The organism is Parapedobacter lycopersici (assembly GCF_040395035.1).
Lineage (GTDB): Bacteria > Bacteroidota > Bacteroidia > Sphingobacteriales > Sphingobacteriaceae > Parapedobacter > Parapedobacter lycopersici_A.
The window spans coordinates 12,424-38,703 of the sequence record NZ_JBEBRB010000023.1 but is presented as its reverse complement, the minus strand read 5'-3'; the positions used below and the strand labels follow the sequence as shown (position 1 = coordinate 38,703).

The 26,280-nt window shown below is 50.9% G+C and carries 22 protein-coding genes; 10 read left to right on the top strand and 12 right to left on the bottom strand.

Annotation, left to right across the window (positions count from 1 at the left end; genetic code table 11):
- Nucleotides 1-171: 171 nt before the first annotated feature.
- Genes ABWO75_RS07010 through ABWO75_RS06995 form a run of 4 tightly spaced genes read right to left on the bottom strand, consistent with a single transcriptional unit; the run spans nucleotide 172 to nucleotide 5,754 of the window.
- Nucleotides 172-1,056: a prolipoprotein diacylglyceryl transferase gene (locus tag ABWO75_RS07010; protein WP_353183971.1), complete on the bottom strand. Its 885-nt coding sequence runs from the start codon at nucleotides 1,054-1,056 to the stop codon at nucleotides 172-174.
- A complete protein-coding gene (locus tag ABWO75_RS07005) occupies nucleotides 1,056-1,781 on the bottom strand; it encodes a YebC/PmpR family DNA-binding transcriptional regulator (RefSeq protein ID WP_257657544.1) in 726 nt (241 codons plus the stop codon). Before ABWO75_RS07005 ends, ABWO75_RS07010 begins: the two co-directional genes overlap by 1 nt.
- Nucleotides 1,765-2,727, bottom strand: a complete 963-nt coding sequence (locus ABWO75_RS07000) for an NAD-dependent epimerase/dehydratase family protein (RefSeq protein WP_353183968.1) — start codon at nucleotides 2,725-2,727, stop codon at nucleotides 1,765-1,767. The genes ABWO75_RS07005 and ABWO75_RS07000 overlap by 17 nt, the downstream gene beginning before the upstream one ends.
- Before the next feature lie 36 nt (nucleotides 2,728-2,763).
- Entirely contained in the window at nucleotides 2,764-5,754 is a 2,991-nt protein-coding gene (locus ABWO75_RS06995) for a lamin tail domain-containing protein (RefSeq protein WP_353183966.1), read from the bottom strand.
- A gap of 133 nt (nucleotides 5,755-5,887) precedes the next feature.
- On the opposite strand from ABWO75_RS06995, the gene ABWO75_RS06990 reads away from it, so the two are divergent.
- From ABWO75_RS06990 to ABWO75_RS06980, 3 genes are all read left to right on the top strand, one after another.
- Entirely contained in the window at nucleotides 5,888-6,877 is a 990-nt protein-coding gene (locus tag ABWO75_RS06990; RefSeq protein ID WP_353183964.1) for an aspartate-semialdehyde dehydrogenase, read from the top strand.
- Between the two features lie 275 nt (nucleotides 6,878-7,152).
- Entirely contained in the window at nucleotides 7,153-7,692 is a 540-nt protein-coding gene (locus tag ABWO75_RS06985; protein ID WP_353183962.1) for a TetR/AcrR family transcriptional regulator, read from the top strand.
- Nucleotides 7,693-7,762: 70 nt separating this feature from the next.
- Nucleotides 7,763-9,472 carry a glycoside hydrolase family 3 protein gene (locus ABWO75_RS06980; protein WP_353183960.1) on the top strand — a complete coding sequence of 570 codons (1,710 nt, stop codon included), beginning with the start codon at nucleotides 7,763-7,765 and terminating at the stop codon, nucleotides 9,470-9,472.
- 2 nt (nucleotides 9,473-9,474) lie between these two features.
- Here the strand turns inward: ABWO75_RS06980 and ABWO75_RS06975 are convergent, their stop codons facing one another.
- Nucleotides 9,475-11,037 (bottom strand): glycoside hydrolase family 10-like protein, encoded by a 1,563-nt coding sequence (locus ABWO75_RS06975; RefSeq protein WP_353183958.1) that lies wholly within the window; start codon nucleotides 11,035-11,037, stop codon nucleotides 9,475-9,477.
- A 149-nt stretch (nucleotides 11,038-11,186) separates the two neighbouring features.
- Between ABWO75_RS06975 and ABWO75_RS06970 the strand changes: the two genes are divergently transcribed.
- The 3 genes from ABWO75_RS06970 to ABWO75_RS06960 all read left to right on the top strand — a co-directional run bounded on the left by ABWO75_RS06970 (nucleotide 11,187) and on the right by ABWO75_RS06960 (nucleotide 15,055).
- Complete coding sequence (locus ABWO75_RS06970; protein ID WP_353183956.1) at nucleotides 11,187-12,614, top strand: L-serine ammonia-lyase; 1,428 nt, start codon at nucleotides 11,187-11,189, stop codon at nucleotides 12,612-12,614.
- Nucleotides 12,615-12,679: 65 nt separating this feature from the next.
- Nucleotides 12,680-13,522, top strand: coding sequence for an MBL fold metallo-hydrolase (locus tag ABWO75_RS06965; protein WP_353183953.1), 843 nt, complete (start codon nucleotides 12,680-12,682; stop codon nucleotides 13,520-13,522).
- Nucleotides 13,523-13,579: 57 nt separating this feature from the next.
- Nucleotides 13,580-15,055 carry a S41 family peptidase gene (locus ABWO75_RS06960; protein ID WP_353183951.1) on the top strand — a complete coding sequence of 492 codons (1,476 nt, stop codon included), beginning with the start codon at nucleotides 13,580-13,582 and terminating at the stop codon, nucleotides 15,053-15,055.
- Here the strand turns inward: ABWO75_RS06960 and lipB are convergent.
- The 3 genes from lipB to ABWO75_RS06945 all read right to left on the bottom strand — a co-directional run bounded on the left by lipB (nucleotide 15,052) and on the right by ABWO75_RS06945 (nucleotide 17,900).
- Complete coding sequence (lipB, locus tag ABWO75_RS06955) at nucleotides 15,052-15,762, bottom strand: lipoyl(octanoyl) transferase LipB (RefSeq protein WP_353183949.1); 711 nt, start codon at nucleotides 15,760-15,762, stop codon at nucleotides 15,052-15,054. The two genes, ABWO75_RS06960 and lipB, sit on opposite strands and share 4 nt — an antisense overlap.
- Nucleotides 15,763-15,805: 43 nt before the next feature.
- Complete coding sequence (hflX, locus tag ABWO75_RS06950) at nucleotides 15,806-17,008, bottom strand: GTPase HflX (RefSeq protein WP_353183947.1); 1,203 nt, start codon at nucleotides 17,006-17,008, stop codon at nucleotides 15,806-15,808.
- 148 nt (nucleotides 17,009-17,156) lie between these two features.
- Nucleotides 17,157-17,900: a TrmH family RNA methyltransferase gene (locus tag ABWO75_RS06945; RefSeq protein WP_353183945.1), complete on the bottom strand. Its 744-nt coding sequence runs from the start codon at nucleotides 17,898-17,900 to the stop codon at nucleotides 17,157-17,159.
- A 5-nt stretch (nucleotides 17,901-17,905) separates the two neighbouring features.
- Here ABWO75_RS06945 and tamL point away from each other — a divergent pair, with 5 nt between their 5' ends.
- The gene (gene tamL / locus ABWO75_RS06940) at nucleotides 17,906-20,254 is read left to right on the top strand and encodes a translocation and assembly module lipoprotein TamL (protein WP_353183943.1); all 2,349 of its coding nucleotides are present in this window, start codon (nucleotides 17,906-17,908) and stop codon (nucleotides 20,252-20,254) included.
- Between the two features lie 41 nt (nucleotides 20,255-20,295).
- On the opposite strand, the gene ABWO75_RS06935 is transcribed toward tamL, so the two are convergent.
- A complete protein-coding gene (locus ABWO75_RS06935; protein ID WP_353183941.1) occupies nucleotides 20,296-20,832 on the bottom strand; it encodes a hypothetical protein in 537 nt (178 codons plus the stop codon).
- Nucleotides 20,833-21,075: 243 nt separating this feature from the next.
- On the opposite strand from ABWO75_RS06935, the gene ABWO75_RS06930 reads away from it, so the two are divergent.
- The 3 genes from ABWO75_RS06930 to ABWO75_RS06920 all read left to right on the top strand — a co-directional run bounded on the left by ABWO75_RS06930 (nucleotide 21,076) and on the right by ABWO75_RS06920 (nucleotide 24,270).
- Nucleotides 21,076-22,572 (top strand): gluconokinase, encoded by a 1,497-nt coding sequence (locus ABWO75_RS06930; RefSeq protein WP_353183939.1) that lies wholly within the window; start codon nucleotides 21,076-21,078, stop codon nucleotides 22,570-22,572.
- Nucleotides 22,573-22,595: 23 nt separating this feature from the next.
- Entirely contained in the window at nucleotides 22,596-23,912 is a 1,317-nt protein-coding gene (locus tag ABWO75_RS06925; protein ID WP_353183937.1) for a gluconate:H+ symporter, read from the top strand.
- Nucleotides 23,913-24,051: 139 nt separating this feature from the next.
- Complete coding sequence (locus tag ABWO75_RS06920) at nucleotides 24,052-24,270, top strand: hypothetical protein (protein WP_353183935.1); 219 nt, start codon at nucleotides 24,052-24,054, stop codon at nucleotides 24,268-24,270.
- Nucleotides 24,271-24,341: 71 nt separating this feature from the next.
- On the opposite strand, the gene ABWO75_RS06915 is transcribed toward ABWO75_RS06920, so the two are convergent.
- The 3 genes from ABWO75_RS06915 to map form a co-directional block, all read right to left on the bottom strand.
- The gene (locus ABWO75_RS06915) at nucleotides 24,342-24,770 is read right to left on the bottom strand and encodes a CBS domain-containing protein (protein ID WP_353183933.1); all 429 of its coding nucleotides are present in this window, start codon (nucleotides 24,768-24,770) and stop codon (nucleotides 24,342-24,344) included.
- A gap of 214 nt (nucleotides 24,771-24,984) precedes the next feature.
- A complete protein-coding gene (locus ABWO75_RS06910) occupies nucleotides 24,985-25,407 on the bottom strand; it encodes a hypothetical protein (protein ID WP_353183931.1) in 423 nt (140 codons plus the stop codon).
- Between the two features lie 40 nt (nucleotides 25,408-25,447).
- Entirely contained in the window at nucleotides 25,448-26,212 is a 765-nt protein-coding gene (gene map, locus ABWO75_RS06905) for a type I methionyl aminopeptidase (RefSeq protein WP_353183929.1), read from the bottom strand.
- Nucleotides 26,213-26,280: the final 68 nt, after the last annotated feature.

Here is a 26,280-nt window from a genome sequence, read left to right as displayed (position 1 = left end):
CCGAACCCAACGGCATCATCCCCCCGGAGAACGGACCACAACGGATAAACCGGACCGGTGGCCGAGGCTTGGGGATGCATTTCCTGTCTCTTCAAACCAAAGTGCATGCGGACGCAGCGGGGCAATTGCTCCCCGGTCACGGCAAACAATATAGGCGGTTGTATCTGTGCGCTAACCGTCCTTACCCGGCTTGGTAAACCGCGGTCTGAAGCCAAGTGGCTTGGCAGCGGATTGTTTGGAGACATCCGGCGCTGCTGGTTTTTCTTTCGTTGTTTCTTCTTGCTGATCTTCTTCTTGCTGCTTTGGTACAGCCACAGGTTTTGATTCCTCTGGTTTGGCAGCCGACGTAACACCCGCTTTAAACCGGGGCTTGAACCCCAGGGGCTTGGTTGGCGCCATGGGTGTTTCGGAAGATTCGTTAGTAGGTGTTTGTGTTTCCGCCGTAGCCTCCGGTTTTGGTTCCTCGGGCTTGGCTACTGGTGTAGTACCGGCCTTAAACCGGGGCTTGAACCCTAAGGGTTTGGCTGAAGTTCCAGCTGCTTCGGAAGTTTCGTTAGTAGGTGTTTGTGTTTCCGCCGTAGCTTCCGGTTTTGGCTCTTCGGGTTTGGCCACTGGTGTAGTACCGGCTTTAAACCGGGGCTTGAACGCCGTTGGTTTTGCAGGGGTATCTGTTGTTGTTCTGGCGGTGTCTTCAGCAGGTGGTGTTGTCGTAGCTTCCGCCGTTGATGCACCGGTATTTGGAGGGGATACGGCGCCTGCTTTGAAACGGGGCTTGAAGCCAACGGGCTTTGCAGTAGCCGTTCCCGGCGGTAGGGCCTTTTCGCTTTTGACTGCAGGAGCGGCAGCGACCACCGGTTCCGCATCAGCGGGAGCCGCTATTTCCGGAAGCAGGTAATCTTTCCGCAACCGGTTAAACCAGTATTTTTTGGTGTGGTCAAAGCTCTTCTCCCCCATTTTAATGTAATGCTCGCGGAATTCCCCATAGAGGTCCGGCTGGGCACGCCGAAGCTGTGCCAGGTCGATTTTTTTCTTTATAAAGAATTCCTCGAACGTCATTACGCCATATTATGATATACTGCCTGCACGTCGTCATCCTCCTCGATCTTGTCAATCAATTTAAGTACTTCCGCTGCATCTTCTTCCGAAACTTCGGTACTGGTGAGCGCGATGCGCTCTAATTTGGCACTTTTGACTTCAATACCTTTTTCCTCGAGCAGGCGTTGCATGTTACCAAAATCTTCAAATGATGTTTGTACGACAACGACGTCATTCCCTTCCTCATCGGACTCCACATACAGTTCCTCCAATCCGCCGTCGATCAGTTCCAGCTCCAGCTCTTCGACATCGAGGGCCTCGGGAACGGCGAAACGGAAAACGGATTTGCGCTGAAAAATGAAATCGAGCGATCCTGTCTTTCCCAACGTACCTCCTGATTTGCTGAAATAACTGCGGATATTGGCTACGGTACGGTTGGTATTATCGGTAGCCGTTTCGATAAGAACCGGGACGCCGTGCGGACCATAGCCTTCATACACGTGTTCTTCATAACCTTTCGCATCTTTATCGGATGCCCGTTTTATTGCTGCTTCAATGCGGTCTTTGGGCATGTTTACTGCCTTGGCATTCTGGATAGCCGTGCGCAGGCGGGAATTGGCTTCGGGGTTGGGTCCGCTTTCTTTGACGGCAATGGCAATTTCCTTCCCTAACCGGGTAAACTGTACGGCCATTTTTGCCCAACGTTTGAATTTCCGTTCTTTTCTAAATTCAAATGCTCTTCCCATTAGTTGTTTTTTTAAGGTTTACAATCATATCTGCTGTGATTTCGGCAAGGCCATACCGAGGGCTCCAATTCCAGTCACGGCGCGCCTCCGCGTCGTTGATGCTACTGGGCCAAGTGTCTGCAATGGCCTGCCGTGGGTCATTTTTTACATAGGTTATGGTAAAGTCCGGCAGGTGCCTGCGGATCGCGTCGGCCAGCATGGCCGGGGAAAAGTTCGTGCCGGTGATGTTGTAACTCGATCGGATGCGGATCTGGTCGGCCGGGGCATCCATCAGGGCCAGTGTACCCCGGATGGCGTCATCCATATAAAGCATCGGCAGTGTAATGTCTGCCGATAAAAAGCACGCATAGGTGTGGTGTTCCAATGCCTCATGAAAAATATGAACGGCATAATCCGTCGTACCGCCGCCCGGTGCGGCTTTCCAGCTGATGATGCCGGGATACCGGATGCTGCGGACATCGACGCCAAAACGGTTATGATAATACTCGCAGATCCGTTCGCCCGCTAATTTGCTGATCCCATAAACCGTGGTCGGATCCATGGTGCAATATTCGGGCGTATCTGTTTTTGGTGAATGTGGCCCGAAGACCGCAATGGAACTGGGCCAGAAGACTTTTTTGACTGCATATTCCATGGATAGATCGAGCACATTCAGCAGGCCGTTTATGTTCAGATCCCAGGCCTGGCGTGGGTGCTGTTCTCCGCTAGCAGACAGTACCGCGGCAAGCAGGTAGACCTGCGTAGGACGGTACTGCGTAAACAGCAGGTGCAGGGCTTTCCGGTCTAACACATCGATCAGCTCAAAAGGCGTGTCATCGTCTGCCGATTGCGGTTTCCTTATATCGGAAGCCACAACCTGTGCCTGCCCATATTTTTTACGTAATGCGGCAACCAATTCGGTACCGATTTGGCCATTAGAACCCAGGATGATGATGCGTTCTGCCATTGCATGCAAACTTAGTAAAATGGCGGTATTATTTTATTACTTTTTTGCCAATACAAAGCTTCGCCGGATGGTTTTTCGCATTCCCAGGCTATTGTAAACCTCAATCAGGGCGATGTATATCCCCATGGGCAGTGGCCGGTGGGTATCCGACCGGCCGTCCCAGGTAACAATCCCTCGGGTTGCCAGGCTTTGGTTGCGCTGCAGGCGCCTCACCAATTGCCCGTTGTCATCGTAGATGGAGATACTGGCCATATTACCTGGTTCAGGAAAATGGTAATTAATTTCCAGGAGATCTTCAAACCCATCGCCGTCAGGCGAGAAAGTTTTGGAGGTCAGGTAAACGCCGGGTGTTCCTTCCATCTGTATTCCCTGTGAGTTGCGATAGCCGGGTGTGGCGCCACCTACGGAAGTAGCGGCCGAGTGAAAATTCCCCGGGGCGTTGGTCGCAACATCGAATTGTTTTCGCTCCAGGGAAATTCCCTTTGGGTTGTCAATAAAGGGGGCGTGCATGGATGCACGGTACACTAGGCTGTCTATTGTCTGGCCGTGACTGACCAGCAGCGCCGTGCCGGATTCGTTGTTGAAGCGTGGTAATGAGGCCATTTGGATAAAGGCGCGTGGGTCAGCAGCGGGGTAATGCGCCTGTACGATATGCGGTTGCGATGTCAGCACTTTATATTCCATGGGATGAAAAAGCAACTGGCTTTCACTGATCTGCCGGTGCCCGGTGACCTTGCCCTTGTTTACATGTGCGAGATAGAACTGCTGCAGGTCCACCGTTTTGGAGGAATGATTGTAAACCTCGACAAAATCCACGCCGTCCGTTTCCACCCCTTCCATTGCTTTACTTTTTGGGTTAAAGAGAATTTCGTTGATCAGGATATCATTGGTCACCGCGGTATCCGGAAGGAAAAACACGTAGCTGAAGTCCGCTGATAACCCGGTACAATTGACGGCATCGGCAACCGTAAACGTATATTCCCGACCCGCAGGGAATGTGCGGTCATAATGAAGCAATACGTGGCGCGGACCGATGAGTTGTACGCGCTTGGGCCTACCAATACCGTGGCTTAACCAATATCGGTCCGGTGACACAGCAACTGTGGTGTCCAGGGCCTGTGTGTAGGCGAGCAACAGCTGCCTGCCATTTTGAACCTCAACATCCAGCAATTTGAAATCAACGGTAAACCCGGGATCGTGTACAGCGTTCCGGGTACCGGGTGTGCCGCCCCGTTCATCCGTACTGGCCATCCAATTATCACCTTCCAGACAAAGCTCCAGCGGACTAATGCGTTCGAGGCTCCATCCACCGCGTTCTTTCTTGCTGTCGTGGTACCAGGAAGGATCGTAGATTACCTGGTCAACGATCGTACCGTATGTATCTTTCAACGTCAGTGTGGTACCCGTATTAACCAGCGAGGGCCATGGGCTGAGCCCTGTGGTGTTGCTATAAGCATCAAAAACAGCCGTATCGGACGCGGCGCAGAGTATGAGGTAACCATTCGGTGGGATTTTTCCTTTGGAAATCACGCCGGAGCGGGTTTTACTTGCAAACGTCCAGCCGTCGAGTACAACTGTTTCATTCGTCGTATTGTACAATTCCACATATTCCAACGGCGGCAGTCCTGCCGCTCCCTTGGGATTGGCCATTAGTTCATTGATGATCACCGCATGGGGCCTGGCGGGGGGAACGCTGCCGGCGGTGTCGGGTATTGTGTCGGAAACGGGACCGGCGGGTTTAATCAGCAGGTAATCCAGCGCATAGTCTGCCCGGCGGGTTTTCGAAAAATGCGCGAGATAACCAGCATATGCCGTGTCGGTGAAGGTAAAGTCCGCGGAGATAACTTTGGCGCTTTTTGGCGTGATAGGCGCAAAAATCCCGCTATCGTATTCATCGGCCAGGATCTGCCAACGCCCTGATTGGTTGTTTATGATCCGGATTCGGGCACGGAAGCGGTCGCCGCGATTGGGAATGGAATCACTTTGGAATATGCGGGATCGTGAATCGCCGTGCTGCTGCCAGATGTGGTAGACATGCTTCCCCTTTGCGCCGTCGACCTGCACATGATAACCGTCGTGGTGATCCGGTAACGTGTCTGACATGGCCAGGTACAGCCGTACATAATTACCCGCGGAAAGCGGGCCATCGACCTGTATCCCCGTTTCCCAGACCGTGTTGTTCAGGCGACCGCTGGATGCGGCAAGGAATCCCGGCGAGGCAGCCCCTTCCACTAATTTCAGCCGTTCGCCAACGACATGGAATGCAGCGGTGCCGCCATGCCAATGGGATTGCAGCCCGGCGGAAAAATCATCGTAAAAAATCGCGCTGTCCGTTTGGTCGGGCCGTAGCTTGTTTTCGACCGGCTCCTGCGGAGCAATTACGTCGATGGCCGTGGTATCGACGGAAAGATCGTCGAAGTAAAATTGATCGGCATTGGTAGCGGTAAACCGGCAAAGGAAGCCAAAAAAAGACGTGTGCATAGCGGCCGTGTCCCTTACAGTACCTGCGGTGACCAACGGGCCCTGGTCGACCCCGAGCTGTAATTCCCAGTCGCCCGCTGTGTCCCGGATTACCTTAATCCGGTCGTTAATATTCGCCGGGTCCGCACGTTCAATGGGCGGACTGCTGAGCAGCAATCGGGTATTTTCCCCTTCCTGAAGGTATAAGTGATACCGGTCTGTCGGACCATTTTCCCCAATCTGTATGAAATAGCCGTTTAATGGGGCGGTCAGTGTATCGTGATCGGCTATAAGATAAATGCGCAGCTGGTTGGCTGGCGACGGGTTAAATCCCATCCGGATGCCGATTTCCCATCGGACACCAGTTGCGAGTTTATTTTCGGTACTGATGTAGGTTGTATTGATGGTTTGGCTCTGGAGCTGTGCGTCGGCGTTGATGCCAAAGGCGAAGGTATGTCCACGCCATTGGAGGTTGCTGGGATACTGATTCGAAGAAAAGTCTTCACGAACCTGGGCGAGTGCCAATGCCGGAAAGATGCAGCACCATAGAAACAGGCTGTTTTTCATAGGTTTAGGTTTAAGTGGTGCCTCAAGGGAATATTACAATTCCGTGTTGGAAAATGAGGCTAAACTTCGTATGTTTGACGGCTAAAAATAATAATTTTATACGTAAAAATTCATTCACAAAAACAAAGCAAAAATGAGAGTGGCAGTAGTCGGCGCGACCGGACTGGTTGGTTCGGAAATGTTAAAAGTATTAGCGGCGCGCAATTTTCCCGTAACAGAATTGATTCCGGTAGCTTCGGAGCGGAGCAAGGGTAAGGAAATCGAATTCAAGGGGAAGCAATATAAGGTGGTTACACCCGACGAAGCCATTGCCCTGAAGCCCGATGTGGCATTGTTTTCGGCAGGGGGAAGCACGTCGCTTGAAGAGGCGCCGAAATTTGCAGCTGCCGGTGTGACCGTGATCGACAATTCTTCCGCCTGGCGGATGGACCCGACTAAACAGCTGGTAGTACCTGAAGTTAATGCAGATGTATTGTCGGCTGACGACAAAATTATTGCAAATCCCAACTGTTCAACAATACAGATGGTTGTGGTACTGAAACCGCTTCACGACCGCTATGGCATAAAACGGGTTGTTGTATCGACATATCAGTCGGTTACAGGTACCGGGGTTAAGGCCGTGAAACAGCTGAATGATGAACGTGCCGGCGTTGACGGGGAAAAAGCATACCCTTACCCGATTGATTTGAACGTTATTCCTCACATTGATGTGTTCCAAGACAACGGATACACGAAGGAGGAAATGAAGATGATCCAGGAAACGAATAAAATCATGGGAGATGACCGCATACGGGTTACGGCGACTACTGTACGCATTCCAGTTATTGGCGGACACTCCGAAGCAGTTAATATCGAATTTGAACAGGATTTCGACCTGAATGAGGTACGTACCCTGTTAGCCGATCAACCCGGTATTGTCGTGGTAGACGACCCGGCGAACCTGAAGTACCCCATGCCCAAGGATGCCCACGGGAAGGACGAAGTGTTTGTGGGGCGTATCCGTCGGGATGAGAGCCAGGCAAATACGGTGAACCTGTGGATTGTGGCAGATAATTTACGGAAAGGGGCGGCCACCAATGCGGTTCAGATCGCGGAAGCGCTGCTGAAAAAGCAGCTGCTATAACGGTTTCAACGAATAAAAAAGGCGGCCCCGGGCCGCTTTTTTTGTATATTAAGCACACAACGGCGGATTTGAAGACATAAACTATTTTAGCTAAGTTTGTTTCACCACCAATGGTAAAAGAAGACCATTTTGCTGAACAGGGAAACAGGCGGGTCCGTGAACTAATTTTTAATGACAGTCAACTAGCATGGTAAATTCACTTTTGGGTGTGATCCATGATATTGCTTGAAAAAGCGAATTTATCTAAGTTTGCAGATTGTTTGCGCGGAATCAACATGAAAAAGAAAACGGAGAGCAGAAAGGAACGGATCATGAGGGAAGCATTGGTGCTGTTCGCCGAAATTGGTTATGCGGATACTTCCACCAAGGCCATCGCACAACGTGCAGCGGTGTCGGAAGCACTTATTTTCAAACATTTCGGCAATAAGGACAACCTGCTGTTTCATTTAATCAAGTCGGGATACCGGCGTGTACTGGCCCATCATAAAGGCATGATGACCTATAAAAACGCAAAAAGCTTCCTGCGCAGCATGATTAATCTGCCGGTGGAGTTGGTCAACGAGGAACCGTTGTTCTGGAAGCTGCAGGAACGTTTATCGCATCATGAGTTTTCCAGGCAGCAACACGAGTTGTTTATGAAGCCGGTGTATCCCATTATTAAGAAAGCTTTTTCAGAATTGGGATATGAGTATCCTGAGCTGGAAACCCAGCTTCTTCTGCTCATTATTGAGGCGCTTTGGAAGAAGGAAGCCAACGGCGAATTGGAGAATACGGCAGAATTAAACAAGTTTTTGGAATCCAGATACGGGCTTTGATTCAGACAGTAGACTTTTCATTGGCCCATCGCGGGCGTCCCCGGTATTATTTTTGTATATGCATGTAATTATGCTTAAAAAAGCGGTATTAGCAGTTGTTTTTAGTTTAACAGTATCCATTGCTGCATTTGCCCAGCAGCGCGAAAAATTTATCCCCTTCATTAATTCCCAGCATGCCTGGGTGGATTCGGTGTTTAACGCGCTGAGTAGCCGCGAAAAGGTCGCCCAGCTGTTTATGGTCCGGGCGCATAGCGACCTTGGTCCAAAGTATATCGATTCGGTAGCGGGCGTAGTGCAGCGCGAGCAATTGGGTGGCATCGTTTTGTTTCAGGGCGGGCCGGTCCGGCACGCGCAGGTGATTAACCGCTACCAGCGGTTATCCAAAGTACCTTTATTTGTCGCGTTGGACGGCGAATGGGGTCTGGGTATGCGTCTGCCGGATTCGACCGTTTCGTTTCCTTACCAAATGGCACTGGGTGCCATACAGAATGAAGCATTGATTTACCAGATGGGACGGGAGATCGCCCGCGACTTTAAGCGCCTGGGGCTGAATATCAACTTTGCCCCGGTTGTTGACATCAATAACAATCCGCGGAATCCGGTCATTAATTTCCGTTCGTTTGGTGAAGATAAATTAAATGTAACGCGCAAGGGGCTGGCCTATATGCGGGGCATGATGGACGAAGGGATCATGGTGTCGTTAAAGCATTTTCCGGGCCATGGGGATACGGATGTGGATTCACATCACGACCTTCCCCGGCTTAATTTCACCGCGGGGCGGCTCGATTCGCTGGAGATGTATCCGTTCAGGGAATTAATCAAGGCCGGGACATCGGGCGTTATGATTGCGCACATGAACATCCCCAGCCTGGACAATACCCCCAACCTACCCTCTTCACTCTCCAAACACATTGTGACCGATATTCTTAAAAAGCGGCTCGGCTTCGACGGATTGATCTTTACCGACGCGATGGACATGCAGGGCGTGGTGAAGCACTTCCGCAACGGTGAGGCAGATGTACGTGCTATTATTGCCGGTAACGATGTGCTGGAGCTTTCGCTGAACAGCGCACGTGCGATTGACCTGGTATTGCAGGCCATTAAGCAGCAGCGGCTTTCGCAGCAGGATATTGATGCGCGGGTAAAAAAGATACTGGCCGCAAAGTACTGGCTGGGCCTGGATAATAGGCGGGAAGTCGCGTATACAAGCCTTTACGAAGACCTGAACAGGCCGCAGTTACGCTTGCTTAATCAACGGCTGGCCGATGCTTCCGTAACGTTGCTGAAAAGTGATTATACCATCAATTCGTTGGATTATTCCAAACGTACGGCCATCATTGGCATCGGTGATCCGGAACTATCTGAATTCCAGAAACAATTGGGTCGGCGTTTTGACAATCATTTATACTTTATGTTGTCGGCCGATGCGTCTGCCGATGATGTCGCGGCCGTATCCAGCGAATTAAAAGGGTATAGCCAGGTAATTGTGGCGCTCCATGACAAACGGGTGCGGCCCCGGAATACGTTGAACTACAACGGAACCGTACGCCTATTCATCAATGAACTGGCCAACATGAACAGCGTATTCTGTGTGTTTGCAAATCCATATGCCCTGGCGGGATTGCCGGGTGTGGAACAGGCCAAGTCGATCCTGGTCTGCTATCAGAATGATAAGGTGATGCAGCGCGCGGCGGCCAAGGTGGTGCTGCGGCAGCTGAACCCATCGGGCCGCCTTCCGGTAACCGTAAACTCATTCTTCCGTTATGGCGACGGGAAATAGCGCTATTGCAGCGCGACCAGCTGGGTATTCGACGGAAGGCTCTCGTTTTTCAACCGATCAATTGCCGTAACCACATACGTATATTGCGCACCGTTTCGGATCAGGTTATCGGCATAGGATAGCTGCGTGCTGTCATAGCTGATGTGCAGGATATTCCGGGGATTGCTTAAGTCGGGTGTCTCGCCCTGGTTAAATCGGTAGATGACGTACCCGTAGGCCTGCTCGCCGTCGGCGGCCACTTTCGGGGGGTGCCAGTGCAGAATAACGGCCGCCTGGTTCGCCATGGCGCGGGCTTCCAGGGCTGTCGGCGCTTCCGGAGCAATGCTGTCGAGCCACGGCATGGGCGGAGGAAGGGCCTTATATCGGTACAGGTTATATTGCAGCGAATCCCGGAGACCGACAATGTTATTTGTCAGGTGTTTAGAACTGTAGTAAACGCTGCCCTGTATGGCCGGATTTTTCCGGGCGTAACGTACTTGGTTGGGCAGCTGGCTGCGACTCTGCCAGCCGGCTCCGTTTTCACTGGCCCGGTAGGCGGCATGTCCGACGTAAAAATGCCGGCCATTGGCGTGCTGCGCCCACCAGTCTACCAATAACTCATAGGGGGCCAGGCGATGGCCGAAAGGAAAGTAAAGCTGGGGGTTGATGTAGTCGACCCACCCCTCTTCCAGCCAGGTCAGTGCATCGGCATAGAGTTGGCGATAACCGCTCAGGCCGCTGGTCTGCGATCCGCGCGGATGGTCTTTTTTATTGTCCCATATCCCAAAAGGACTGATGCCAAACTTGACGTATTTTTTTGCCGCATGAATGCTGTCTGATAACGGCCCGACAAGCAGATTGACATTATTCCGGCGCCAGTCGGCAATGTTGCGCATGCCATTCGGATAACGCCGGAACGTTTCCGTGTCCGGGATTTGTGCATTACCGGTCGGATAAGGATAAAAGTAATCATCAAGGTGGATGCCATCGACATCGTAGTTCCGGACCACATCCATGATAACGCTGATAATATAAGCACGGACTTCCGGAATACCGGGGTTGAACAGTTTTTTTCCGCCATAGGTAAAAAACCACTCTGGCTTCCGCCGCGTAATGTGATCGGCAGCAGTATTTGCACTCACCAGATCGAAGGTGGCGCGATACGGATTAAACCAGGCGTGGAGTTCCATCCCACGCTTATGGGCTTCTTCGATTGCGAATTCGAGCGGGTCATAGAACGGGGATGGCGCTTGCCCTGGTTTACCTGAAAGAAAGCGGCTCCAGGGTTCCCTGCTTTTTGCATAAAAAGCATCGGCAGTTGGCCGTACCTGCAGGATGATGGCGTTGATACCCGCACGCTGGTGATTATCCAGGATTTCGATCAATTCCCGTTTTTGCTGTTCGGCGCCTATGCCAGCTGCTGACGGCCAATCAATATTGACCACGGTAGCAATCCACACACCCCGGAACTCCCGCTTGGGCAGCCGGTCGTCGACAGCAGGGGGGATGGAAAGCGTATTGGCATACGCATGAAGGGCGAAAAAGGCAAAAAAAATGAAAACTGGAATTCGACGGAAATTACACATAACATTACATGGGTGCACAGGGGCTAAAGATAGGAACATTCTCGTATTATTCCATCAGCCCGAAGCCTAACCGCCGGTAGTTCATCCCCGATGCGGTGCATAAGCAGCAGAAAAGGCATAACTTTGCTTGGTCCCAACGTGCCTATTATATGATGAAAGAACAAATTTCCATAGTTGATATGTTCAAGATCGGTATCGGGCCCTCCAGTTCACATACACTGGGGCCCTGGCGCGCCGCCCAGCGGTTTGCTGCGGGCCTGGCGCAGCGGGGTATACTGACGGATACTGAGTCCGTGAAGGTATTGCTTTATGGTTCGCTGGCCAAAACAGGTATCGGACACGGTACCGACATCGCAGTTTTACTTGGTCTGAGCGGTGATGACCCAGTTACCTTTCCTGTAGACGACGTGCAGCCCAAGGCCAACCGGATCAAACGGCACCAGCTACTGCTGCTTGGAGGTATACATGAGATCCCGTTTGAATATGCGACAGACCTGATGTTACTATATGCAGAAAGCCTGCCGTTTCATCCCAATGCCATGACGTTCCAGGCATTGCTGGCCGACGGCAAGGCCATCAGCGAAACGTATTATTCTATTGGCGGCGGATTTGTCATACAGGAGGGGAATGAGGCGCAGCTAACGGAAGAAGTAGACCTGCCCTTCCCTGTGCAAAGCGCGCATGACCTGCTGGGCTGGTGTATCCGTACGGGGCTGGCGATTTCCGACCTGGTGCTTGAAAATGAGCAGGCTTGGCGCCCTGAAACGGAAACGAATGAGCACGTGTGCCAGCTGTTTACGGCGATCCGTACGTGCGTATACCGGGGCTGCCACACCGAGGGTACCCTGCCGGGTGGACTTGGTGTCGCCCGCCGGGCACATCAGCTCAATAAAAAACTGACGGCCGGCCGGACATATCATGATTATGACAGCTGGATAGCCGCCATTCGCGCAGGGGGCAATCAGTTTCCGTATATACTGGATTGGGTAAGCTGTTTTGCTTTGGCGGTAAACGAAGAGAATGCGGCTTTCGGACGGGTGGTAACCGCACCGACAAATGGTGCAGCAGGTGTTATTCCTGCCGTGTTGCACTATTTTATTGTGTTCCACGACGGGCTGAACGAAACGAAGATCAGGCAGTTTATTGCGGTTGCTTCGGAGATTGGCAGCATATTTAAAAAGGGCGCTACAATTTCCGCCGCGATGGGGGGCTGCCAGGCAGAAATCGGCGTTTCGGCTGCCATGGCGGCGGGCGCGCTTGCGGAATGCCTTGGGGGCTCACAACGGCAAGTATTGATGGCTGCGGAGATCGCCATGGAGCATCACCTGGGCCTTACCTGTGATCCGATCGGTGGCCTGGTGCAGATACCTTGTATTGAGCGCAACACCATGGGTGCTGTTAAAGCCATTACCGCTGCCCAGCTGGCACTCCAATCCAATCCGGATAAAGCGAAGGTCAGCCTGGATACGGTGGTGAAAACCATGTGGGAGACGGCCCAGGACATGCACGTTAAATACAAAGAAACCGCGGATGGAGGTCTCGCTGTCCAACTTCCACTCAGCCTTCCGGAATGTTGATGATTAATTGCTGCTGAATTGCACCTTATGTATGGTGCTTTCATCTTTTTTCTTTTACTTTGTGTATGCCACTTTTCATCAGTTCCGTCGCGTCAGGCAGTAATGGTAATTGCTATTATATTGGTAATGAGCAGGATGCTGTTTTGGTGGATGCCGGAATTTCCTGCCGGGAAACCGAACGCCGCATGGCGAGGCAGGGGTTATCCATGCAACGGGTGAAAGCGATATTTGTTTCGCATGAACATAGCGATCACATCAGGGGCCTGAGTGTACTGGCTAATAAATACCAATTACCGGTCTTTCTTTCTGCGGGTACCCGGAGCGCATGCCGATTGGCTATTCCGGAACGCCTCCTGTTTCCGGTAGCTGATCAGCAAACCGTTACCATTGGCGGATTGCAGGTGACGGCTTTCCGCAAATACCATGATGCAGCCGATCCATATAGCTTCGTGATCGACCATTCGGGGACTTCAGTCGGGGTTTTTACCGACATCGGCCGTGTATGTGAACAGGTAGCGGCGCGTTTTGCACAATGCGATGCGGCTTTTCTTGAAACCAATTATGATGAGGAACTGTTAATGGGAGGGCGATACCCCTATTTCCTCAAACAGCGTATCCGCGGTGGATATGGACATTTGTCCAATACGGAGGCGCTGGACCTGTTTGTCAATTACCGTTCAGCGCGGCTTACCCATGTATTTCTTTCCCATCTTTCACGGGACAACAATGATCCGGGTTTAGTGACCGCGCTTTTTAACCGGCATTGTGAAGAAACGAAGATTGTTCTGGCCGGCCGTTATGCCGAAACACCGGTTTATCAGATCGGAGGCGGCGCGGAAGGTTTGATCCCTTTTCCGGCGGCCGCGTTAGCGGAGCCGGTGGTCGAAGATGCCGCATACATGAAATAGTTTCCGTATACGGAAGACCATATTTTACACGTTTACCACTACTATAATTACATCGCTATGGGCACACACTTTCTCACACGGCTGGTGAAATGCATTTTACCATCAGGGGTACTTGCGGCTTTTTTGCTGTTTATTGCTTGTACAAAAGAACCGGATGCGGGGACCGGCCCCGTGGGTGCGGTAACCAACAGTGAGGTGAACCAGTGGGTTGCAGACAGCATGCGGTATTGGTATTACTGGAACACTGCTATCCCAGGCGATGAACGGCTCAATTTTGATCAGGATCCGGCTGCTTTTTTTGAGAGCCTGCTTAACCGACCAACGGACCGTTTTTCATGGATACAGAATATCCGTGAGTTAAAGGGCGAATTATCGGGAATTATCAAGACCAGTGGGTTGGGGTATGGCTTTTTTGGTATCAATACAGGCGATGGGCTTATTGCGGGCCTTACCGTCCGCTATGTATTGAAAGGGTCGCCTGCCGATATGGCCGGCATTAAGCGGGGCGACTTGTTTATTGAACTCGATGGCCAGGAGATGCCGGTTGATGCCGAGGGATATGTACAGGGTATCGACGCACTGCAGGGCAGCGATCCGTTTACACTCACGAAAGCGGTGCTGGACGACGGCGGTAATATTGTGAATACGGGTGAAACCGTGGAGCTGGCTCCCGTTGAAGGATTCCGGGAATCTGCCATTCTTCTGGATACCGTATTGACCGCTGAAAACGGAACAAAGGTCGGCTATTTATTTTACAATCGGTTTTTGGCGACGCAGGCACAGGAGCTCGTAGATGCCTTTGTTAAGTTTAAGCAAGCCGGCGTACAGGAGCTGATCGTCGACGAGCGTTACAATAGTGGAGGTGCCGTCGCTATTGCCGGCCTTTTATCCGCATTGATCCACCGGGATTTTGACATCAACAGTCCGTTTATCCGGATGGACTTTAACAGCGGGATAAAAGACGCCGAATATACCTACGGGGATCTGTTCGGTGCTGACAACAACGACCTGGTCCAGTCACTGAATCTGGGACTGGGCCGTGTGTTTATCCTGGCAACATCCAGTTCGGCTTCGGCAAGCGAACTGCTGATTAATAACCTCCGGCCTTTCCTGGGCAATGCGAATGTTATCCACATCGGCGGTACAACGGTTGGTAAAGACGAGGCATCCTACACGATTGAAAATACCGATCCCCGGTTTGCCGACAGCTGGGGCATACAACCGATTGTGCTTAAATACCAGAATAAAAACGGCGAAGGCGGATTCATCAATGGGCTGACCCCACAGTACGCCGTTGCGGAGGAAAGTGTGGCCCTCCAGCCTATCGGATCAAAGACCGACCCGTTGTTGGGAACAGCCCTTGGCATTATTGACCCGGGTATGCAGGCACGGCTGGATATGCAGATGAGCATTCGTCGATCCCGGTCGGGTAACCGCTTCAAGGAATTGCCGGGCGGGGGACAAGACATGTCTGATTCCCGACCACTGGACGTAACCGAGCTCTTAAAAGGAGAGAAGCCGGTATTGCGTTAAGTGGTGGCGTTCGCCTCCCATTCCATACCAAATAAATCGGCGATCTGCGCCCGCAGGCGATCTTTTACCTCGTCGATATCCACGTGACGCCCCAGCTCCCGGGCAAGGGAGGTGACGTCTTTGTCGTCAATGCCGCAGGGAACGATGTGATTGAAGTACGCCAAATCGGTATTTACATTAAAGGCAAACCCGTGCATGGTTACCCAGCGGCTGGCACGTACACCCAATGCACAGATTTTCCGTGCACGCTCATTATCGGCATCAAGCCACACACCGGTATATCCGGGATAGCGTTCTCCGGGGATCCCATATCCGGCCAAGGTACGGATAACGGCCTCTTCGAGTGTCCGTAAATAGCGGTGGATGTCCGTAAAAAAATTATCCAGGTCCAAAATCGGGTAACCTACAATTTGTCCGGGGCCATGATAGGTAATGTCTCCCCCACGGTTAATTTTATAATAGGTCGCCTGTTTTTGTTCAAGTTCCCGGTCATTCAGCAATAAATTCTCCGCTTTTCCGCTTTTTCCCAATGTATACACGTGTGGATGTTCGGTAAAAATCAGGTAATTAGGTGTGGGGTGTGCCGTGCCGTTTATCCGGTTCTCGGTCTTCTGCCCGACAACACCAGCAAATAGCGTCTCCTGGCGGTCCCAGGCTGCCTGGTAATCCACAAGACCCCAATCTTCAAAAATGACTTTTTTGTTCATCTGTTGACTTGGCAGCTGTCGGCAATCGGCCAGCTGTCATGAGCTAATATAGCAAATTATCGTACGGATACCGCGTAGTGTGTATTTCAACCACGGTGTCATATAGCAACCGCCGGAATTCTTCAATGTTCGTTCGGTCGGTGGCCGAAATAAACACGGCCGGACTGTTATGGCGGGCCATCCAACTGCTTTTGAAATCAGCCAGTGTCATCGGCTCTGCCTGCTCAGCTGCATCCTCCCCCGGTTTCGGTTCCGGCACAGGCTGATAGGCATCTATTTTATTAAACACGGTAATAGTCGGTTTGTCCAGCGCACCCAGGTCTTTCAGTGTTTCATTTACTGCGCGGATATGGTCTTCAAAGCTTGGATGGGAGATATCCACCACGTGGATGAGGATGTCGGCTTCCCTTACCTCATCGAGCGTCGACTTAAAGCATTCGACCAGGTGGTGAGGCAGTTTCCGGATAAACCCGACCGTATCGGATAGCAGGAAAGGCAGGTTGTCGATAACTACTTTACGCACGGTGGTATCGAGTGTGGCAAAAAGTTTATTCTCGGCAAATACATCCGATTTGGATATCATGTTCATGATGGTCGACTTTCCCACGTTTGTATAGCCAACCAGGGCCACGCGAATGAGCTGTCCGCGGTTTTTGCGCTGGGTCTCATTCTGCCTGTCAATGGATTTAAGGCGTTCTTTAAGCAGGGAAATCTTGTTCAGGATCATCCGGCGGTCACTTTCAATCTGGCTTTCCCCCGGACCCCGCATTCCGATCCCCCCGCGCTGGCGCTCCAGGTGCGTCCACATGCGGGTAAGCCGGGGCAGCAGGTATTGCAGCTGCGCCAGCTCGACCTGCGTTTTGGCCTGTGCCGATTTTGCCCGGCGGGCAAAGATATCCAAGATGAGGTTGCTGCGGTCCAGTATCTTGACGCCCAGTGCTTTTTCAATGTTGCGTAACTGGGATGGCGAAAGCTCGTCGTCAAAAACGACAATGTCGATTTCCTCAGCGGCAACATAGGATTTAATCTCATCCAGTTTGCCCGTGCCCACAAACGTGGCGCGGTCTGGATGTGTCAGTTTTTGGGTAAATATATTTTTTACCACCCCACCGGCGGTGTCGACCAAAAAAGCAAGCTCCTCCAGGTATTCCTGCTCTTTCTCTTCGCGCTCATCGGGCAAAATAATGCCGACCAGCACGGCGGTTTCGGGTTGTATGGCGGTGTCAAAAATTTTTCTCTTGGCCATGAATAATAAACATAATCGTTAAAAAATAATCAAAATGGCGCTTATCACAAGCGGCAGCTGTACAAGGGAGTAGTGAACGATTACATGGCAATTATAGATATAAACAAGAGACAAAGATAACTGTTTTCCGGCGTTTTGACAATCTGCATCAACCCCTTCTCGTCAGTTCAGCACAAAAAAGTGCGGCCGACACCGCCACGTTAAGCGATTCTGCCCCGCCGACACGGGGAATGGTAACCCGATGTCCGACGTGGGCCAGTACGGCGGTACTGATCCCATTGCCTTCGTTGCCCAGCACAATCAGCCCTTCGCCGGAAAAATCAGCGTCATATAGGGACACCCCGTTCAGTACGGCCCCGAATACGGGTACGGTGGCGTTGGCGGCCAGCCGCTCGATGTCGGTATAGTATATGCGCATGCGGGCCAGTGATCCCATACTGGCCTGCACAACTTTGGGGTTATATGCATCTACGGTATCCAATGAGCAGATCAGCTGGTTAAAACCGAACCATTCTGCTGTACGGATAATGGTGCCTAAGTTACCCGGATCCTGTACCCCATCCAATACCAAATGGAACCGGCTGTGGAGCTGACCGGGATCAAGTTGTATTTCTTTGGGAATTTCCACCAGTCCCAATGCCCCCTGCGGGGTTTTCAGTGCACTTATGCGGTTAAGTTCCTGTTCACTGACCTCCTCCGATTTTATATTTTGGGGTATTTTACCCAATTTTGCAGCCGCCTGCGGCGTATAAAAAATATGTTGGACGAGATAATCCGAATGGATAAATTCCGTTAATGATTTAGTACCTTCTACAATGAACAGCCCATTTTCTTTACGGAATTTTTTTTGTTGCAGCGAAGTGATGGTCCGGATCTGTGGTTTTGAAAGCATGGTTAATGATTAAACGGAATTGTTTTTTTGCCTACGCAAGTATAGGGCTTTTGTTGGTATTATTTGCATCGTGCCGTTCTACCCGCTTGCTGGGCGATGACCAGGCGTTAGTGACGAAGGTGGCCATCGAGGGGATTGATCCCGCCTTTCAGGAACAGGCAGCGGCTTACATCCCCCCTGAAATACGGCCAAACTCACCAGTTGACCTTTTTATCTATAATTTTGCCAATGCCCAGAATGGCCGCTACCGAACGGAGCATATCCGTCATGTGGGAGAGCCCCCGCATTTGCTGGATAGTGCGCTGGTTGATTTTTCTGCCCAGCAGATCAGCCGGTTTTTAACGGCTAAAGGTTATTTCAACGCGGCGGTTTCGCATCAGATTTCGTTGCAGAAAAAGAAGGCCCGCATTACGTTCGATATTGAACCCGGTGAACCCTTTACCCTGCGTCATGTAAATACGGCTATTAAAGACCCCGTGCTGGAGCGGTTATATGCACAAAGCCAACCAGAAAAGGGGCGTATCCGAACGGGGATGCGCTATGATGCGGATTCGCTGGTTGCTGAGCGGGAACGCATTTATCAATTGATGCGCCAGCATGGATATTACGATTATTTAAGACAGTATGTGCGTGTTGATGTGGATTCGAACCTGCACAGCAATCAGGCGGACATCAGGCTTTACATCGATAATCCCGAGGGACAGCAGGCCCATACTAAATTCACGGTTGACAGCAGCTTTATCACGATCAGCCATAGCCGGCCAGGTCTTAACCATGACCAGCCGGAACGGAGCACATTACCGGGCGGACTTCACTTTGAGGACCGTACAACCCGGTTCCGGCCGGAACCGATTGCCCGTTACCTTTTTCAGCAGCAGGGTGATACGTACAGCATGGATATGGAAAACCTGACGTATGACCGTCTTTATGAGCTCAACAGCTTCCGCAGCGTTAAGATCGAATACCGCAAGTCCGATTCCAGCAGGCTCAATGTGCATTATGAACTGACACCACGACCCTATATGGGGAATCAGATTGAAGGCGAGTATACATTCAACTCAGGTATGAGCGGTTTCAATATCGGGAATACCTTTACGCATCGTAACCTTTTCGGCGGATCAGAACAGCTCGAAGTGAAACTCCGTTATGGTGTGCTGTTTGACTCCCGGCTGGAAGGCAACTTGTTTGACCGGGTATTTAACAATGATTTTCAGGTGGGGGTAAACATTACGGTACCGCGCCTGATCCTGCCATTCAGCGTACCTGATGTCAGCAAAAACGGTTTGCCGCGTACCATATTTTCTTCCAATGTGCAGGCATTTGACCAATACCGGACGTATTCAAACCGGTACGTGAGCAACACCATATCGTACAGCTGGTTCAGTACGCCTTATCGGCAGCACCAGCTGACCCCGCTGGTACTGGAATACCGGTTTGGGCAATTGAACAGCGATTTTGCACAGCAGCTGATTGATGAAGGGTTCTTGCTTTATGTACGCAGCAATAACCGCGCTTATTTTGGGCTGGGCTCACAATATACTTACACCGTCAACGCGGCGAGGCTGACCCGCCTGGCTGACTTTTTTTATTTCCGGGGCGGGCTAGATCTCAGCGGCAATTTACTTGGCCTGGCCGGGGAAGTAATCAATTTCCGGCAAAATGAGGACGGCGAACGGGAAATCATGGGAGTGCCTTATCTGCAATATGCTAAGGTGGAGACCGATCTGCGGCTGTACCGGCATTTCGGTGGGGAACGGCAGCTGGTGTTGCGACTTAATCCGGGCATTGCTATCCCCTATGGCAATAACTCCAGCCTGCTGATTTTTGAAAAAAGTTTCTTTGGCGGGGGGATGAACGGAATCCGGGCCTGGCAGGCACGGACACTCGGCCCCGGCAACTATAACCGCGCAGTGCTTGACCCCGGCCTCCGGCTGAACCTCAGGAATCTCGACCAGTTGGGGGAGATTAAACTGGAAGGCAATGTGGAATACCGGTTTAAGGTGATGGATGATATATTTGGGGCGAAACTGAAAGGTGCCACTTTTGCTGATTTCGGCAACATCTGGCGGATCCGGCAAAATGAACTTAATCCGGGAGGCGAATTCGAATTTGACAAATTCCTGGGCCAGATTGCGATAGGTGCCGGTGCGGGACTGCGTTTCGACCTGGATTATTTCGTTATCCGGCTGGATGCAGGAGTGAAAATACGCGACCCGCAGTTTAGTGGTTCGAAACAGTGGGTGATTTCGGAGTTGTTCGATAGCCGCGACTTCAAGACCGGGTACCGCCTTACGAATGCACCCGACCGGTATAATTTTATCCAGTATAATTTCGGCATCGGGATGCCATTTTAATGGCGCTGTCAGCCCGGCTATCAGCCGGATTTTACCAATACCTAAAACCGTAATTCCTTGATGCCGTGAACGATGGTGTCGAAAATGTTTTCCAAATCCAGCCCTTTGCTGTAATTGAAGATAAATAACCCAATCAGCACCAGTACCGCTAAGATCATCAGTCTTTTGAAAAGGTAGGCGATTATTAAAAAGATAGCAGGGATAAGGATAAGGTAATACCAGTTAATGGCAATCGGATTGAGGCCTTCTTGGTTTTTCAGTACGTAATACAGCCGGCCGTGGGACCCGTTTTCATTGCGGTGCTTAATGAATACAAAGGCCGATGTTTCGATTGCCTGGGGAGTAATAGCAACCCCTTCGTTAAAATGCAGTTCCTGGTGGAATCCGTTGATCACAAATTGGTATGTGCCCGAAATGCCATCGAGCGGGACTTCATCCGCATCGGTCGCAATAACAGCCAGTTTATCGTTTTTTATCAGGTTTTCCTTGATAATGAAATGATTGATGGCCTGGTTTCGCTGCGCAAAGCCTAAAAAAGGGAGTGACAGTGCGATCAATAAATAAAGCGATTTGTACATAGCTTACCGCGGTGCTGATTGACGCAATGTTAAGCAAAAAACGCTAAATCCTCCATGTTTACTTCAGATTATTCTGTGTTATCTGTTCGTCTGGCCGTTGAGTGGCAGCCGGGCGACCGATAAATAGTTATCATGCAGTAGCCAGAAACTTGCATATAAAAGCAATTTTATCTTAGTTTGTGTAACACCCTCGGGCCTGTCGACGTTGCTGACGGGCTATATGCTGATTATAACCGCATTTACATGGACTATATTATTGGTGTAGACATCGGTACTTCCGGCACAAAAACGGTTGCGTTTGATATGAAGGGAGATGTACTTCGTACGGATCACGTGACTTACCCGATCCTGAATCCGCAGCCACATTATTTTGAACAGGACCCGGAAGTGCTGTTTGAAGCAGTTATCCGGGCTATTGGCCAAACGGTACAGGGGGTTAACCGGCAGACAGGTAATAACAGCGACTTGCTGGGTGTTGGATTCAGCAGTGCCATGCACGGCATTATCGCAATGGATAAACAGGGGATACCCCTGACGCATTGCATCATCTGGACGGATACCCGGGCTACCGCATTTGCCTCGCAATTGAGCGATACGCCCGAAGGTAGCGCCATTTACCGGGCTACGGGCACGCCGATACATCCCATGTCGCCACTTTGCAAACTGGGCTGGATGCGTATGCATCTGCCAGCAGTCCATGCCGCCGCGTACAAGTTTATCTCCGTTAAGGAGTATGTTTTCCTGCGGTTGTTTGGGCGGTATGTAATTGACGAATCCATTGCCTCCGCTACCGGACTTTTTGATATCCATCAGTTCAACTGGCATCCAGCGGCATTGGAAATAGCTGGCATCTCTGCTGATCGCCTTGCTGAACCCGTACCCATTACCTATTGCATGGAAGGAATGGATGAGCACCTGGCAGCCAGGATGGGCATTGCGGAAGATGTCCCCTTTGTCATTGGCGGAAGCGACGGCTGCCTGGCCAATTTGGGTGCGGACGTGATACAGCCGGGCGCGGCAGCAGTTACTATCGGAACCAGCGGAGCTGTCCGAATGACGTCGGACCGGCCGCGCACCGATGATAAGGCCCGTACGTTCAGTTATGTACTAACGCGTGAACTGCATGTACTCGGTGGGGCAGTGAATAATGGTGGGATTGTGCTTCAATGGTTTAAAGATAGTTTTGAACCGGCTGCTGTGTCCAGCGATGCGGCTTTCCACGGGCTTATGGACGCCGCCGCCGGCGTGCCGGCAGGATCAGAAGGGCTGCTTTTCCTTCCTTACCTAACGGGAGAGCGTTCGCCGCATTGGAATGCCGAAGCCAAGGGCATGTTTTTCGGCGTTCAGCTTCATCACCGTAAAGCACATTTTGTACGGGCGCTGCTGGAAGGTGTCATTTTCGGGGTGTACAGCGTGGGTAGGGTGCTGGAAGAAATCACGGGACCAATCCACACGATACATGCAAACGGCGGATTCGCTTACTCGTCACTCTGGCTTCAGGTGTTGGCCGATGTGTTCGACAGACCGGTACATGTGCGTAAAAATGTGGAGGCTGCTGCAAGAGGTGCATATGTTACCGTATTAAATGCGCTGGGCAAACGGTCAACGTTCATCGACATCGCTGACCAGCCGCCGCCTTCGGAAATTATTTTGCCCAGCCCGGCAAGGCATGAGGTTTACCGGGTAAATTTTGAACGTTTCGAACGCCTGTATGATAAGGTTAAAGATGAATTTAATTAATTACTACATAACCGATATGTATTATGCCTCTTGTTATTGTTGCGGGTGGTGTGCTGCTCTTATTGCTGCTCATCGTAGTTGGTAAGCTCAACTCTTTTTTTTCGTTGATTATTGTTTCACTGGCTGTGGGTGTTGCGCAGGGGCTGCCGGTGTCTGACGTGGTGCAGGCCATTGAACACGGGATGGGGGATACATTGGGCTCACTGGCCATGATACTGGGCTTTGGTGCCATGCTCGGTAAACTGATTGCAGATGGCGGCGGTGTTCACCGGATATCTTCCAGTCTGATCCATGCGTTCGGGCGGCGCAACGTACAATGGGCGGCGGTAATTATAGGGTTTGCCGTTGGTATTCCCATGTTTTATAATGTTGGATTCGTCATCCTGGTGCCTTTTGTGTTCGCCATTGCGATACAGACCGGCCTACCGCTTTTGTATGTGGGCCTGCCGATGCTGGCATCGCTATCGGTGACCCACGGCTATCTTCCGCCGCATCCGGGACCCACGGCGATTGCTGCGTTATACCAGGCAGATCTCGGACTTACATTAATTTATGGCACCGCTATCGCCATACCGGCCATCATTTTGGGTGGCGTATTTTTCTCCTGGACGCTTAAGGGTATCCACCCGAGTCCGCCGCCGCAGTTTATGGAAGTTGAAACGTTTGCCGACGAAGAAATTCCGGGGTTCTGGGTCAGTATGTTTACCGGTTTGTTGCCGGTATTGCTCATCGCGCTGGCATCTGCCCTGGCATTTGTGCTACCCGCGGATTCAGCCATAGCTGCAGGGATCGCTTTTGCCGGTCATCCGGTTATCGCATTGCTGATTTCCGTTTTGGTAGCGGTTTATACCATGGGACTTGCCCGCGGGAAGACGATGAAGGTGATTATGGGGAATATGGAAGAGGCTGTGCGCAGTATTTCCATGATCCTGTTTATCATCGGGGGTGCAGGGGCATTTAAGGAAGTATTGGTAACTGGTGGTGTGGGTGACTATATTGCCGGGTGGGCCGACAGGCTCTCTTTTTCGCCCTTGATTCTAGTGTGGGCAATTGCAGCGGCGATCCGCATATCGCTGGGGTCCGCTACGGTGGCCGGCCTTACCACGGCAGGCATCGCGATGCCACTCATTGCCTCAACCAGTACCAGTCCGGAACTGATGGTGCTGGCCACCGGGGCAGGAAGTTTAATGTTCTCCCATGTAAATGATCCGGGATTCTGGATGTTTAAAGAATATTTTGGCCTGAACCTCCGGGATACGATCCGATCCTGGTCGTTAATGGAAACCATTGTATCTGTTGTGGGGCTTTTGGGCGTATTGGTGCTGGATCTGTACGTGTAGACGCCCTAGCAGGGAATATGGAATGGCTGTGTCATTATGCGGCGGTTGCGATCCGATGTAATTAGATGCATGTATATGTAAGGCGGGTATTCCATAACGAAAAATTATTTTGTACATTTGAGGCCAAATCGTTACTGACATGGCAACAATAGTAGAAAAAAGACAACCAAAGAAAACGGAAAATAACGCAAACCAAACCCATTACTATACTACATTGGCGCTTGCAGTGGCCATTGGCCTTGCAGGGACATTTGTTCGGTTTATTCAGGATTCATTCCTGATGTCAGCCATATCCAATATTCTGCTGGCACTGGGATGGTTAATTGTATTCCGGGTGGTTTTCCGGATTATAAAATAGAGCTTCACGCAGCATAAGAGGTAACGCCTGACGTAAGAGTTAGGCGTTTTTTTATTGGCTAGCCGATCCGATTAACTATTGATGTAATTTTCCAACTGGTTGATCGTCTGCTGCTGGTCTTCAATAATGTGCTTTACCAGGTCCCCAATGGAAAGCATACCAATGACCGTAGCGCCTTCCACGACCGGCAGGTGCCTGAAATGGCGGTGCGTCATCAACTGCATGCAGTAGTCGGTTGTTTCATCACGCGTAATGGTATGCGGGTCCTTTGTCATGACTTCATGGATGGCGGTGTCTTTCGAGGACTTTCCCTGCAAAATGATTTTACGTGCATAATCCCGTTCCGTGAAGATGCCCAGCAAGTGCCCGCCTTCAATCACCAGCAGCGCACTGATGTTTTTCTCCATCATGGTTTTCAACGCATCATAAACCGAAATTTCAGGCGTGACCGAATGTACAATGTCCGGCTTGGCTTTTAAGATTTGTTTAACTGTTTTCATAATCGTTGTATCGTTAGTATTTATCAGGTTAATGGGATAAGCATAGTGGCGATAAAGCAACGGCTATTGGTTAAACACGCGGCGGCACAAATTTGTTATGATAAAGATAACAAATTATTGGAAATAATGGAAAACAGAAAAAGGCTACAAAAGTAGCCAGGGATTTTCTCCGGTCACTATTGTAGCCTATATTAACTTTGTATCGTGTGGTGGCCTACGGCTGTGGCCAGACGTGCCAGGGAATACGGGATAAGATCAGTATCAGCCCAATCGCATAAAACAGCAGCACGCTTGCATTCTGTTTTTTTGCGGTGGGTTGCCGTTTTGCCCTGGAGTATCCAACGGTGATCAGCACAACAGCAATGAGCATCGTCAGGGGATGTTCTAAAAAATAGAGGCGTGAAATGCTATTCTGCATTGCCCCCGAGGCATTTTGTACGCCGTAGGGTGACACGAAATAGATAATCAGGCCGACAACGAATTGCAGGTGTGCGCAAATTAGTCCTAAAAGAGCCATTTTCCGGTTATATCCCTTGTTTTGCAGGTAGGCAAACAGCACATAAAGGATGGAAATAACCAAGCCTGCGAGCAATACGTAGGCGAGCGTAGAGTGGAGGTGTTTGAGTCCGGTATACATAATTATTTAGTTAATGAAGTGGATTGCTTAGGTAATGCCGTTAATTCCAGATTTCGTTTTTTTCAGTTAATATTAGTGGTACCCCGTCGGTTATCACAATGGTATGTTCATGCTGGGCCACATACCCGCCCCGGTTGCCCACCAAAGTCCACCCGTCAGGTGATTCCACGGCGAACGTTGATTTGGTGGAAATAAAGGTTTCAAGTGCAATAACAGTATTTTTCCGAAACCGTCTGGTATCATATGGATCTCTGTAATTGCAGATGTGGTCGGGCTCTTCATGTAGTCCTTTTCCAACGCCATGCCCACACAGGTTTTTGATTACGGTATAGCCGTTCCTTTTCGCTTTGGTTTCGATTAGGTGGCCGATATCTCCAATACGTACGCCACCCTTTATCTGGTGGATGGCCTGCTGCAGAATCTGTTTTGATGCATCTACCAATTGCTGGTGTTGATGGATATCCCTGCCGAGTACAAAAGAGCCGCCGTTGTCAGCCCAATAGCCGTTCAGCATGGCTGAAACGTCGATGTTAATCAGGTCTCCCTCCTGCAAAACGGTCTTTTCGGATGGGATACCGTGAGCTACCTCCTGGTTTATACTGATGCAAGTCCAGCCCGGAAAGCCGTATGTGATTACCGGTGCCGATTTAGCGCCGAACCGGCTGAGCAGTTCACCGCCGAAATCGTCCAACTGTTTGGTGGTCATTCCCGGCCGGGCATACTGCCGCATTTCCTTAAGCGTCAGCGCCACGACGTCACTTACGCGCTTCAGCGCTTGCAGCTCGGTTGTTTTTGATATCGACATAAGCTTAAATATCCGCTAAAATTACGGAATAGTTTTCAGACCCCTGCTCCTTTCCCGTTATTCTTTAC